This is a genomic window from Limosilactobacillus alvi (genome assembly GCF_016900115.1).
Taxonomy (GTDB): domain Bacteria; phylum Bacillota; class Bacilli; order Lactobacillales; family Lactobacillaceae; genus Limosilactobacillus; species Limosilactobacillus alvi.
In genome coordinates this window covers 1-12,045 of record NZ_JACJJQ010000046.1, presented here as the reverse complement: position 1 = coordinate 12,045, position 12,045 = coordinate 1, and the positions used below count along the sequence as shown (strand labels likewise).

General features: G+C 41.8%; 12 protein-coding genes. 2 read left to right on the top strand and 10 right to left on the bottom strand.

Going from position 1 to position 12,045, the window contains the following annotated elements; translation table 11 throughout:
- Nucleotides 1-415: 415 nt before the first annotated feature.
- The 10 genes from H5993_RS08140 to pdhA all read right to left on the bottom strand — a co-directional run bounded on the left by H5993_RS08140 (nucleotide 416) and on the right by pdhA (nucleotide 10,487).
- Nucleotides 416-610 (bottom strand): hypothetical protein, encoded by a 195-nt coding sequence (locus H5993_RS08140; RefSeq protein ID WP_204776975.1) that lies wholly within the window; start codon nucleotides 608-610, stop codon nucleotides 416-418.
- Between the two features lie 14 nt (nucleotides 611-624).
- Nucleotides 625-780, bottom strand: a complete 156-nt coding sequence (locus H5993_RS08135; protein ID WP_180872016.1) for a hypothetical protein — start codon at nucleotides 778-780, stop codon at nucleotides 625-627.
- A gap of 164 nt (nucleotides 781-944) precedes the next feature.
- Entirely contained in the window at nucleotides 945-2,300 is a 1,356-nt protein-coding gene (locus H5993_RS08130) for a CNNM domain-containing protein (protein WP_204776974.1), read from the bottom strand.
- An 84-nt stretch (nucleotides 2,301-2,384) separates the two neighbouring features.
- Nucleotides 2,385-3,266 (bottom strand): LysR family transcriptional regulator, encoded by an 882-nt coding sequence (locus tag H5993_RS08125; RefSeq protein ID WP_204776973.1) that lies wholly within the window; start codon nucleotides 3,264-3,266, stop codon nucleotides 2,385-2,387.
- Nucleotides 3,266-4,387 (bottom strand): GDSL-type esterase/lipase family protein, encoded by a 1,122-nt coding sequence (locus H5993_RS08120; RefSeq protein ID WP_204776972.1) that lies wholly within the window; start codon nucleotides 4,385-4,387, stop codon nucleotides 3,266-3,268. Before H5993_RS08120 ends, H5993_RS08125 begins: the two co-directional genes overlap by 1 nt.
- Before the next feature lie 137 nt (nucleotides 4,388-4,524).
- Entirely contained in the window at nucleotides 4,525-5,544 is a 1,020-nt protein-coding gene (gene lplA, locus H5993_RS08115) for a lipoate--protein ligase (protein ID WP_204776971.1), read from the bottom strand.
- Nucleotides 5,545-5,640: 96 nt separating this feature from the next.
- A complete protein-coding gene (gene lpdA, locus H5993_RS08110; RefSeq protein ID WP_204776970.1) occupies nucleotides 5,641-7,044 on the bottom strand; it encodes a dihydrolipoyl dehydrogenase in 1,404 nt (467 codons plus the stop codon).
- A 26-nt stretch (nucleotides 7,045-7,070) separates the two neighbouring features.
- Nucleotides 7,071-8,399, bottom strand: coding sequence for a dihydrolipoamide acetyltransferase family protein (locus H5993_RS08105; protein WP_204776969.1), 1,329 nt, complete (start codon nucleotides 8,397-8,399; stop codon nucleotides 7,071-7,073).
- Between the two features lie 16 nt (nucleotides 8,400-8,415).
- Entirely contained in the window at nucleotides 8,416-9,393 is a 978-nt protein-coding gene (locus H5993_RS08100; RefSeq protein WP_180872010.1) for an alpha-ketoacid dehydrogenase subunit beta, read from the bottom strand.
- 2 nt (nucleotides 9,394-9,395) lie between these two features.
- Nucleotides 9,396-10,487 carry a pyruvate dehydrogenase (acetyl-transferring) E1 component subunit alpha gene (pdhA, locus tag H5993_RS08095; protein WP_204776968.1) on the bottom strand — a complete coding sequence of 364 codons (1,092 nt, stop codon included), beginning with the start codon at nucleotides 10,485-10,487 and terminating at the stop codon, nucleotides 9,396-9,398.
- 717 nt (nucleotides 10,488-11,204) lie between these two features.
- On the opposite strand from pdhA, the gene H5993_RS08090 reads away from it, so the two are divergent.
- Both H5993_RS08090 and H5993_RS08085 read left to right on the top strand, forming a co-directional pair.
- Nucleotides 11,205-11,627 carry a cupin domain-containing protein gene (locus H5993_RS08090; RefSeq protein WP_204776967.1) on the top strand — a complete coding sequence of 141 codons (423 nt, stop codon included), beginning with the start codon at nucleotides 11,205-11,207 and terminating at the stop codon, nucleotides 11,625-11,627.
- A gap of 1 nt (nucleotide 11,628) precedes the next feature.
- The gene (locus H5993_RS08085; RefSeq protein ID WP_204776966.1) at nucleotides 11,629-11,946 is read left to right on the top strand and encodes a carboxymuconolactone decarboxylase family protein; all 318 of its coding nucleotides are present in this window, start codon (nucleotides 11,629-11,631) and stop codon (nucleotides 11,944-11,946) included.
- The last annotated feature ends 99 nt before the right edge of the window (nucleotides 11,947-12,045 follow it).

Below are 12,045 nucleotides of genomic sequence, written 5' to 3'. Positions count from 1 at the left end.
AGGCCACCCACGTTGGGCAGCCTAAACTAGACCAATTTAGCCTTAAAAATTCTATCAGTACCAGTTGACGAAGAGCCAAAAAAGAAGACGGCTGTCCCCGTCTCTTCAAAAAGAAAGGACCGTCTTCATGAAGGGTATATCAAAAATCTAACGAAATTAACAGACAACTTAATTAAATTTAGCCCTAAATTTGCGGACGACAGGAAACTTTTTTACCTCACCGCAACTTAGCCTAAAATTGATCGCTTTTGCTATGCGATCAAATGCATTTTATGGCCATGCCAGAGCTGTACCCTAATGAACATTACCTTCCTTACGGTTGATATAATTCGATTCGAACTTGTAGCCACCAAACAAAGTTGCCCGGCTATTGACTGAAGCTTTCTTGTAGCTATCTTTCAACCTACTACTTAAATCATTCTTTCAAATCTTCGAATTCTAATTTTACTTCATCAGCCCGGCCAGCGGCATTACATAGCGCTAAGAGGATTAAAAACAAGAAGCTAAAGACCCCAAACAATGTCCCCATCAGAACTGGGTGCCTAGTAATTAACCAAAAGAGATTAATGATGGCAATAATCCCAATTAAAGTCTCGATGATTTGTTTCATTTTAATCATTCCTATTAATTAATTTTCCTTAAACTTCCCACGATCAAGCTTACGGCAATAATTACCAAAAAAGAAATTCCAGTAATTAGTGGGTGACCGACAAAGAGCGTTACAATATCGCACATAATGACAGCCATAACCATCGCCATCAAAAGCGGCATGAGTTTCATTATTAATTCGCTCCTTTCGTTTAGTATGGTCAGTATAATCGAAAACCCAAGTAAAAAGAGGAAACTGGCAAAAATTAAAGCTTTTCCTTACCAAATTAAAATTTATCTTAAGGATAGTAAAAAGGGTTAAGAACAGAATTTTCTCCGTTCTCAACCCTTTGCTATTATTTATTTTCCACTTTATCTTCTGAATTGTTAGCTTTCGATTGATCCTTGGGCTTAATTTGTGTTACCCGAAATTCTTTAACATTTGAATTCTCCATTTCAACCGGAATAAAGGAGAAGTTACCAACTCGCAGTGGGTGATTTAACTTTAAACTATATTCTTCTTCCAAGAAAAAGCCATTCAAGGTAGCTACATCGAGATCTTCAAATTGAGGAATATCAACATCAAAGTAACGTTCAAAGTCACCAAGATTAGTTTTTCCAGAAACCCGGTAAATCATGTTACCACGGTTATCAGTGCCATCTTTTTCAATCATGTCGCCATTAATGTGATCAATTTCTTCGCGGACATCCCCAAACATTTCTTCATAGATATCCTTATCTGTCACGATCCCAGAAGTTCCTCCATATTCATCTTGAACCAAACAAATTGGAGCCCCCTTTCGTTCCATCTTCTTCAAAACATCGGTTAGATCTTCACCTTCATATACGGTTGGGATTTTCCGAATGATATCACGAATTGAGGATTCGGGGTTAATTTGATTTTGCCGCATAATATCATAAGCGAAGATATAGCCAACAACATGATCCTTATCATTATTAGCAACTACTGGATAACGCGTAAAACGCTTATTGAAGTACAATTGGGCAGCTTCTTTAATCTTAGCTGTTCGATCAATCACTTCAAGTTGCGTTCGGTCAATCATAATATCAGCTGCGACCTTATCATTCATTTCAAATGCCCGTCGCATGAATAAAATATCCTCTTCATCCATTGCCCCAGCTTTTTCTGATTGTTTAGATAGGGTCATAATTTCATTTTGAGAATAAGTATCTTCTTCTGGCTGAACATTGAACCCCAAAGCCTTGGTCAGTTTTCCGGCAACTACTGCAAACAACCAGACGAATGGATAAAAGATCCAATGGAAGAACTGAATTGGGTGGACAATTGCCAGTAAAATTGGAACTGGTCGGTCGATTGCCATATTCTTTGGTACCAAGTCAGTGAAGACTGCGTGGAAGAAGGTAAAGATCAACACCCCAACAATTGGGGCAACAACTTTCCGGACATCCGCTGGAATAACATCAATCATCAGCAGTAAATCTGTAATATACGTATCACCAATCCACCCTAAGATTAGTGACGTCATCGTAACCCCAACTTGAGCCGTTGATAAGTATTCGGAGAGGTTGTTAACCATGTGCTCCGCTTTTTGGACCGTCTTTGTTTGGGGCATATCTTTTAATTCGCTTGGTCGAACTTTCACGACCGCATATTCAAGCAAGGTAAAGAGCGCCGCCAACGCTAAAATCAAAACAATAATCAACAAACGTATCCAATAAGAATCTAACACGTATTCAACATCCTTTTCTCTAAATTATTTTCGCTCCCTATTGTACCAAACCACCTTCTGAAAGGCGAGAACTAGGCTTATTTTTTAAAATTTTTTTGAACCGGTAATTGTTTGTAGGAAAGCAGTCGTCGCAGTCGAAAGCACCTGTTGCTTTTTCCAAATCAAAAGATGACCGCTTACAGTCGCTGGCACTAGGGGAACAAAAATAAGTCGATCATCATGGAACTGTTTATAGACCCCCTCTATCCCAAGGTGATAATATCTCCCAGTTAACAATAAGGCTTTAGAAACACTTGGTAAGTTAACTGTCACTTTAACATTTAAATCAGTTCGTTTAAGTTTAATGTTCTCTGCTAAATCATCTCGAACAATCGGACGCCGTCCTATAGTTAAAGGCAATTTACTCAGGGTTGCTTGATCAATTGCTTTTAATTTTGCTTCAGGTACCGTTTTACTCATGATTACTCCCCAGGCTTCCTTAACCGGAAGCGTCAAAAAATTATATTTTGCCGCTTCGACTGGTTCGATCAATACCGCTAAGTCCAACAAACCTGCATCTAACTGGGACCGAAGACTATCTCCGTCCCCATCATAAAGGTTAATCTTAACTGCCGGATGGTGAGCTTGAAAACTAGCAACTTGATCCATCAACCAAGGACCAACTGAACTTTCAACACAGCCTAAGTTAATCACCCCAGTTATTTCATCTTGACTAGAGACTAATTCTTGTTTTGCATGTTCGAATAGTTCAAGAATGGTTTTTGCCCGTTGTTTAAATAAAACACCAGCCGCATTTAAGTGGAGCTGATGACTTTGCCGATCAAATAGGGGAACTCCAACTTCTCGCTCTAAATCCTGAATTTGGCGTGAAAGGGTCGGTTGAGTTAGATGGAGTCGGCGGGCTGCTTCGGTAATATTATTGGTTTCAGCAACCATTAAAAAATATTTTAGAACCCGTGTCTCCATTACAAAATTCCTTCCCTCAGTAATTGATCTAGTTGGGGGATTAAGGCATCAGCAAAAGCTACGCCACCAGCCGGGCTTAAATGAAGGTGATCACCAAAATCATACTGTGAAGCTAGGAATCCTTGATCATCACTAAGGACATTCGTTACATCCACTGCCCAGGAAAATTGACTAAGCCACTTATTCAATTGCTCCCGTGCTTGATTGACCCTAGCTTTACCTCCGCCATACGCGGCATCTTTAGCTCGTTTTGGTCCTAGAGTTGGTACAAGTAACTTTCCTCTTCGTTGCTTAACAAGCCTTGTTAATTGTTCAAAGCCAGCTTCTAACTCAGTCATTGGGACTGGTTTCTGCGAGGAAATTGACGGCATCATTAAATCATTTCCTCCCGCCGAAGCAATCATTATCTGTGGCCGCCAAGTTGATTGGGTTAACCGATGCAATAAGCTCGGACCAAAAGTTGCAAATAAGGGAGTATCTGTCGGAGAATCACAAACTAACTGTGACCCGGAAATGGCGGTATTAATCATCGTTACTTGATCTGGATAATTAGTTAATAAATGTTTTCCGATTGCGGCTGCTACCATCCCAGTTTCGATTAACGAATCACCAGCTAACTCAACTAAAGGAGCGCTGTTTTCCCGAAGAACCCGGAAACCAGCAAGTGAAAACCAGCTTTTCCGTTGGTGCCACTTATCTCGAAGGTGTGGTTGGCCGGTTACCCGACTGTTAATACTTGCGTTTACAAGGCTGGGATCATAAGTACTTGCTAAATCAACATAAGTCTGTGGTTGATCCGCCTCCAAACGGAAATATAAAGGTTGGCCAGCTTTAACTGGAAAAGTAATTGCATCCATTCCAATTGATTGACCTTGAGGAATCACAAATTCAGCTACTCCATTTTTAGGAACTAAGACCGCATTACTAAAGTCCTCACGATCAGCAAGCAATAACCGCTTAAACTTAAGTGGTGTTTTACCATATACGTTTGTCATCAATATTTGGATTGCTTGCCCACTCAAAAACGGAGTTAACTTTACAACTTGTGCCAACTCTTGGTACTTAAAGGGTTGTGCCCGATTATCATGCGGCGTTTGATAATAACTAATTTTCCAATTCATTTTAAGCACCTCTTTACACCGAAACTTAATTTTAGTATTGCTTACATTACATTAACATGCAAGGTTAAGTTCTAAAGTATGTAAAACAAAAAGAGGAGGAGCTTTTCCCCATCCTCTTGCACTGCGTTACAAATTAACTAGTGTTGTTCGGTCAATAAATCAATAACATCTTCGCGTGGAATCCCAACAAAGTACTTGTTCAAATCGACGCTCTGTAACACTTCTTGCATAGCTGCTGGACGATAATCAACCCCAGTCAAGGTTTCTTCAACCTCATGGACATCGCCAGGGCCAAAGAAATCACCATAAATCTTAAGATTGACAATCTTACCATGTTCAACCATGAACCGAGCATCAATCGTTCCACCGTCAAAATGCTTCCGCTTCTTAACAGTAAAGTTTGGCGACTTACCATATACCCAATCATCATTCTTGTACCACTTGTTTTCGATGGCATCAATTGCCTTGTTGTCTTCATCCGTTAAGTGATATTCATTTTTCTGGGCTTCTTCGATCGTATCAACTTTCATAATCCGCTTAATCAATTCATCCCGGAATTGTTGGGTCGTCAAGTTTTGAAATTCTGGTTTTAGGTATGGCATAATGTTAGTCACTCGAGACCGAACAGACTTAATTCCCTTTGATTCGATCTTATCTTTTGGAACTCGCAATGCGTCAGCAACCACTTCTGTATTAACATTGTACATTAACGTCCCGTGTGAGAAAGTCTTACCGTCACGTGAATACATTGCATTTCCTGAGAATTTCTTGCCCTCAATCACAATATCGTTCCGACCAGTTACTTCCGCACCGGTTGCCCCCATATCATGTAAGGCATCAACAACAGGCTTAACCAAGTCCTTAAAATCGCCAAACTTGATTTGATTAGACGGTACCACAAAGCTAAAGCAAAGGTTACCCATATCTTGGTACATTGCTCCCCCGCCAGAAAGGCGACGGGTAATTGTCACGCCGTGTTCTTCACAGTACTTTTGATTAATTTCTTCAAGTGTATTCTGATTCCGACCAACAATAATACAAGAATCCTCGATGTAAAATAACATAAAAGGCACTTGCATGTGATCACTGTTCATCAAATGCTGTTCCGTCGCCAGATTCCGCCGAATATCATTTGACGTCATTGATAAATATTGCATTCTTTCTCACTCTCTTTTCAGCATACTTTTTAACTAAAAATAGCGAAACCAATCACACCTGTAATTGATTTCGCTACAAACCTTAGACATTCTTAATTAGATGTTAGTTGGCATCCCAAGGCCAACATCAGCAGCATCCATCAAAATTTCAGAAAGTGATGGGTGGGGGTGAATGGTTAAGGCAAGGTCATCAACCGTGTTACCAGATTCGATTGCCAAAGTTAATTCAGCGATCATGTTTGAGGCATCAGCCCCAACAATTTGCGCCCCAACAAGCACTCCGGTATCCTTCAAGAAGACCAAGCGAGCAAAGCCTTCCGTGGCCTTCATGGATACTGCACGCCCATTAGCCGTGAATGGGAACTTAGCGGTCTTAACATCAAGGCCTTGTTCCTTAGCTTCTTCTGGAGTAAGACCAGTTGAAGCAACTTCTGGGTCAACATAACATACCGCTGGAATAGCATGGTAATCAACAACTGATGGTTGTCCGGCAATCGCTTCAGCAGCGATTTTACCTTCGTAACTAGCCTTGTGAGCTAAAGCAGGACCGGCAACGATGTCACCAATTGCGTAAATATGGTCAACAGCAGTTTTACCAGCTGCATCAACTGGAATCAAGCCCCGCTTATCAGTTTTGATTCCAACTTGTTCCAGGCCGATGTTTTGAGTGTTTGGTTTCCGACCAACGGATACAAGAACGTAATCAGCGTTAATCGTTTCGGCCTTACCATTAACTTCGTAGGTAACATCAACACTGTCACCCTTGTCATTAGCTGATTTAGCCATGGCATTCGTAACTACTTTGATTCCCTTGTTCTTAAAGTTCTTAAGAACAGGAGCGGTTAATTCCTTGTCGTAGTTCCGTAAAATCCGGTCAGTTCCTTCAATGATCGTCACTTCAGTCCCAAAGTTAGCATATGCAGACGCCAATTCACAACCGATGTAACCACCACCGATAAGAACCAATTTCTTAGGAAGTTTGTCCAAGGCAAGGGCACCAGTGGAGTCAATAACCCGACCACCGAATTTGAAACCAGGAATCTCGATTGGGTGTGAACCCGTTGCAATGATCAAATTCTTAAAAGTGTAGGTTTGAGCGTGGTCATCGTTCATAACCCGGATGTTGTGTTCATCCTTGATGTAAGCAGTCCCCCGAAGAACATCAATCTTGTTCTTCTTGAAGAGGTAGGCAACCCCGTTAGTCATCCGCTTAACAACACTTTGTTTGAACGCTTGAACCTTGCCGAAATCAAGGTCGACGTTGGCCTTAATCCCTTGGTCTTCGTTATCAAGGCTTGTCCGGTAGTTGTGAGAGACTTGAATGATTGCTTTGGATGGGATACAACCAACGTTTAAGCAGATCCCCCCTAAGGTGTCTTCTTTTTCAACTACGGCTACCTTTTGCCCAAGTTCAGCGGCATGAATGGCAGCAACGTAACCACCAGGGCCAGAACCAATGACAATCGTATCTAAATCAATTGGAAAATCTCCAACAACCATTTAATATCATCCTTCCATCAACAACACTAGGCCATTAACAATAATTCAGGGTCAGCAAGCAATTCCTTCAACCGGTTCATTGCCCGTTGTACTGTCCCACCATCGAGAATCCGGTGGTCAGCAGCCAACGAAAGCTTCAAGACCTTAGCAACCTTTACAAGGCCATCTTCAACAACCGGTTCATCGGAAATCTTACCCATTCCGAGGATGGCAACTTCTGGCCAGTTAATGATTGGCGTGAAGTAACCACCACCGATGGAACCGATGTTAGTAATCGTCATCCCAGTGTTGGCCATGTCGTCAGGGCCTAACTTGTGGTCTTTAGCTTTGGCAGTATTTGTCGAAATTTGCTTGGCGATTTCGAACAGACTCTTTTGATCAGCATTCTTAATATTTGGAACAAAGAGACCATTATCCGTATCCGTAGCAATTCCAACATTAATATAATCACGGTAGTGGATTTCCTTGTTTGCCATATCAACCTTAGCGTTGAATTCAGGGAATTCCTTCATCACAACAGCTAATGCCTTAGTGATGTAAGCCATGAAGGTCAAGTGAACATCATGTTCCGCAGCCAATTCCTTGTACTTCTTCCGGTGATCCCAAAGCTTATCAACGTTTACTTCATCGAAGACATGGATCATCGGAATTTCACTAACAGCCTTAGCCATTGCCTTGGCCGTAGCCTTACGTACAGGGGACATCTTTTCAACATGTTCTGGCCAACCTTCAGCGGCAACTGGAGCAGCCGTTTCTGGAACCGCAACCGTCGTAGTTGCTGGTTCAGCATTGGCGACTGGAGCAGCGGCAACCGCACCACCATTACTCTTAAAGGCATCAATATCAGCCTTCAAAACTTGACCATGGTTACCAGTGCCGGAAACTTGAGCAATGTCAACACCTTGTTCACGAGCGTACTTACGAACCCCTGGCATTGCCAATACAGGCAAGCTGTGGTCAGCCTTAGGAGCGGCAACTGGAGCAACTGGTTGAGCTGGAGTAGCTGGTTGAGCGGGTGCGGCAGGTGCTTCTGGAGCAGGAGCGGGTGCGGCATCAGCAGTTGGTTCTTCAGAAGTAGCGGCACTATCACCACTAACGTTACCTTCACCATCGGCAACTTCAAGTTCAACTAATACTTGGCCAACCGTAGCGGTTTCATCTGGTTGAACCAAAATCTTTGTAATCTTACCAGTTACTGGTGAGGATAATTCTTCAACCGACTTATCGTTTTCGATTTGAACTAAATCATCATCCTTGTTAATGGTATCGCCTTCAGCAACGTGCCATTCACCGATGGTCCCTTCGGCCATTCCTTCACCAACGTCTGGTAGTTTAAATTGAAACTTTTCACTCATTACTCATTTCACCTCGTTAGAAATTGACGGTGTCCTTAACAGCCTTTTCAATGTCATCGGCATTTGGAAGCCATTCATCTTCAGCAGCGCTGAATGGGTATGGCGTGTCAGGAGCGCCAACAAACTTGATTGGTGCATCAAGAGAAAGGATAGCTTCTTGAGCAATCAAGGATGCAACTTGGTTCATAACCCCACCAGAACGTTGAGCTTCTTGAACTAAAACAACCTTACCAGTCTTCTTAACCGTGTTAATGATTGCTTCTTCATCAAGTGGAGCAACCGTCCGCAAGTCAAGCACTTCAGCATTAATGCCTTCACCTTCAAGCTTCTTAGCTACCTTAAGGCTTTCTTGGAGCATGTAACCATAACTAATGATTGAAACATCAGTACCTTCACGTTTTACTTCAGCCTTGTCCAATGGAACCGTGTAAGCTTCATCAGGAACTTCTTCACGCATAGAACGGTAAAGCTTCATGTGTTCCAAGAACATAACTGGATCGTCCGAACGAATTGAGGAAATCAAAAGTCCCTTTGCATCGTATGGGCCAGAAGGAATAACAACCTTCAAACCAGGAGTTTGGGCAGCTAAGCCTTCAAGTGAGTCCGAGTGAAGTTCTGGCGTGTGTACCCCACCACCAAATGGTGTCCGAAGGGTAACCGGCATCTTTAAATGACCAGCCGTCCGGAAGCTTTCACGAGCCATTTGCCCAGCAATTTCATCAAAGGCTTCAAAAATAAAGCCCATGAATTGAATTTCTGGAACTGGCCGCCAACCAGTAAAGGCAAGCCCGTTTGCGAGACCCATAATCCCTGATTCTGCTAGTGGCGTATCAAAGACCCGGTCTTCACCGTACTTTTCTTGAAGTCCATCGGTTGCCCGGAAGACCCCACCGTTCTTACCAACGTCTTCACCGAAAACTAAAACTTTGTCATCACGGGCTAATTCTTCGTCCATGGCGTCCGTGATCGCCTTAACCATTGTTAATTTAGCCATGATTAGTTGCCCTCCTTAGCTTGGTATTCCTTAACTTGACGTTCAATTGCACTTGGCGTTTCGTCAAAGGTGTTTTCAAGGAATTCAGAGACCTTTTGAGTTGGTTGATTTTCAACAATTTCCATTGCCTTGTCGATGTCGTTTTCGACTTCTTCCTTGTAGGCAGCTTCTTTGTCGTCATCCCAAAGGCCCTTGTTTTCAAGGAACTTCTTCATCCGAATTAGTGGGTCCTTTGCGAACCATTCTTCTTCTTCTGATTTGTCACGGTAACGCTTAGGATCGTCACCGGAAAGGGTATGAGCACCGAACCGGTAGCAAATCGTTTCAACTAAGACTGGACCGTTACCAGCAGCAATCCATTCACGAGCTTGCTTAGTAACTTCGTAAACTGCTAAGATATCCATCCCATCAACAACAACACTAGGAATACCAGCAGCAACAGCCTTTTGAGCCAAAACAGGCGCAGCGGATTGAACTTTTCGAGGAACGGAAATTGCATAACCGTTGTTTTGAACAACGAATAATGCAGGTGCTTTAAAGGAACCGGCAAAATTAATTCCTTCATAGAAATCCCCTTGAGAAGTACCACCATCACCGGTGTACGTCCAAGCAACATTCTTGGAACCCTTCTTCTTTAAGCCAAGGGCAACCCCAGCAGTTTGTGCATATTGAGCCCCAATAATAATCTGAGGTGGAACAGCATTCAAACCATCTGGATAAACATTCCCATTAACGTGACCAATTGACCATAAGAATGCCTTTTCAAGTGGCAAACCGTGCTTTACCAGTTCAGGAATATCACGGTAAGCAGTTAAAAGGAAGTCCCCCTTATCCATTGCGGCACTCGTCCCCATTTGAGAAGCTTCTTCACCAGCAGTTGGTGCGAAGAACCCTAACCGACCTTGCCGGTTTAATTTTGTGGAACGGTCACCCAGAACCCGGGACCAAAGCATTTGCTTGTACAAGTCAACAAGTTGATCGTCAGAGAGGTCGGGAGCCAAATCTGGGTTCACAACTTCTCCATCGTTGTTAAGTACTTGTAAAGTCTCATATTTAGGTGTGTGCTTGAGACTTTCGAAGTCTAATTGTGTCATTATCAATGCCCTCCTTTATTTCGTTAGCGCTTACATATAATATAAATCTTTTTGAAAATAATTCAATATTGTGAAAATAAATACTTTCGTAAAATTAAGTTTATTCACAAACATACCAGGTTTTGTCAAATAGATGAAAACGGTTTAATCACTTTTATGACCGACTGCCTAAAAAGTATGTGAAGTGAAAAAAATTCAGTTTTTTATTGTTGTTAGCGGTTTCACAAAACTATGATCTAGAATTACCTCTTAAAGACGTTTTTTCCTATAATCTATTTGCTACTAATTCTTAGTTCACAAACGAAAATATTAATAGTTTTTCAGCATTATGGTGATTTTTAATGGTAAAAAAACCATATTCTTATTTTCACATTTATGACGTCGTCCTAGTTGTAAGTCCCGTTTGGAACGAAAGACCAGCTAATTCAGTGTTAGCAATCCTAAATTGTTTAAAATAAGAACAGTCGCACTATTGTTAGTTGATTGGTCAAACAATCAATGCTTTCCAAAGAATTTTGAACACTTTACTAGCCCCTTATGGACCTTTTTAGCTTCCATGTTATTAAGGATGCTCAACCTAAATATTCCAATCGAGAAGTAGCCAAGGGGCTACGAAAACTTTAATTCATTTTTCGAATGAAACTTTACTAAAAAAGAGTATTTCAGTTTTATCGGTCCTTTTTTTATACTAAAACCTAGAAAAGAGGTTTTATAGCAATGATAAAAAATGAAGAAGCAGTCAAAAATGACCTATTTGGTTTTGGGGATTTAAATGTTGCATTTACTAAGTACTTTACGGGTGATAGTTATTTGAACGGTTTAGTTGCGCCTACTGGGGAGATTGACATCAACGTTTCCAATGTTAATTTTGAACCGGGATGTCGTAATAACTGGCATATCCACCATAACGGATATCAAATTCTTTTGGTTACTGCCGGAGAAGGTTGGTACCAAGAAGCTGGCCAACCAGCCCAACGCTTGACGCCTGGTGACGTAATTGTTATTAGACCAGGCGTTAAGCACTGGCATGGGGCAACTAACGATTCTTGGTTCTCTCACCTAGCAATTACTAAAGGTACAAGCGAATGGCTTGAACCAGTTAGTGACGAAGAATACGCTCAATTAGGAGGCAATGATTAACATGGCAAAAAAACAAACTGCAGGTCGCGATCAACTAGGAGAATTTGCTCCTCAATTTGCAGCTTTAAACGACGATGTTTTATTCGGCAAGGTTTGGGCAGATGAAGATTCTTTGAAACCCCGGGATCGTTCTTTTTTGACGGTTACTGCTTTAATTACAAAAGGGGCCTTTGAACAGCTTCCTTACCATATGCAAGTTGCCAAAGACAATGGCATTACGAAAACCGAAATTAGTGCGATGATTACCCAACTTGCCTTTTATGTTGGCTGGCCAAATGCCTGGAGTGCATTTAATATTGCCAAGAAGATTTGGGATTAGATTTTACTGTAATTATGTAATAAGAGGCTGGGAAAAAACTCTCAGTCCAAAATGAAAGCCGGACGATGAATCAAATCTTGGTTCATCGTCCGGCTTCTT

What these genes read in the sequence shown, in the direction of transcription:
- H5993_RS08120 (WP_204776972.1), bottom strand. Translation starts at nt 4,387, where the DNA reads ATGAATTGGAAAATTAGTTATTATCAAACGCCGCATGATAATCGGGCA.
- H5993_RS08140 (WP_204776975.1), bottom strand. Translation starts at nt 610, where the DNA reads ATGAAACAAATCATCGAGACTTTAATTGGGATTATTGCCATCATTAAT.
- H5993_RS08105 (WP_204776969.1), bottom strand. Translation starts at nt 8,399, where the DNA reads ATGAGTGAAAAGTTTCAATTTAAACTACCAGACGTTGGTGAAGGAATG.
- H5993_RS08090 (WP_204776967.1), top strand. Translation starts at nt 11,205, where the DNA reads ATGATAAAAAATGAAGAAGCAGTCAAAAATGACCTATTTGGTTTTGGG.
- pdhA (WP_204776968.1), bottom strand. Translation starts at nt 10,487, where the DNA reads ATGACACAATTAGACTTCGAAAGTCTCAAGCACACACCTAAATATGAG.
- H5993_RS08085 (WP_204776966.1), top strand. Translation starts at nt 11,629, where the DNA reads ATGGCAAAAAAACAAACTGCAGGTCGCGATCAACTAGGAGAATTTGCT.
- H5993_RS08125 (WP_204776973.1), bottom strand. Translation starts at nt 3,266, where the DNA reads ATGGAGACACGGGTTCTAAAATATTTTTTAATGGTTGCTGAAACCAAT.
- lpdA (WP_204776970.1), bottom strand. Translation starts at nt 7,044, where the DNA reads ATGGTTGTTGGAGATTTTCCAATTGATTTAGATACGATTGTCATTGGT.
- H5993_RS08100 (WP_180872010.1), bottom strand. Translation starts at nt 9,393, where the DNA reads ATGGCTAAATTAACAATGGTTAAGGCGATCACGGACGCCATGGACGAA.
- lplA (WP_204776971.1), bottom strand. Translation starts at nt 5,544, where the DNA reads ATGCAATATTTATCAATGACGTCAAATGATATTCGGCGGAATCTGGCG.
- H5993_RS08135 (WP_180872016.1), bottom strand. Translation starts at nt 780, where the DNA reads ATGAAACTCATGCCGCTTTTGATGGCGATGGTTATGGCTGTCATTATG.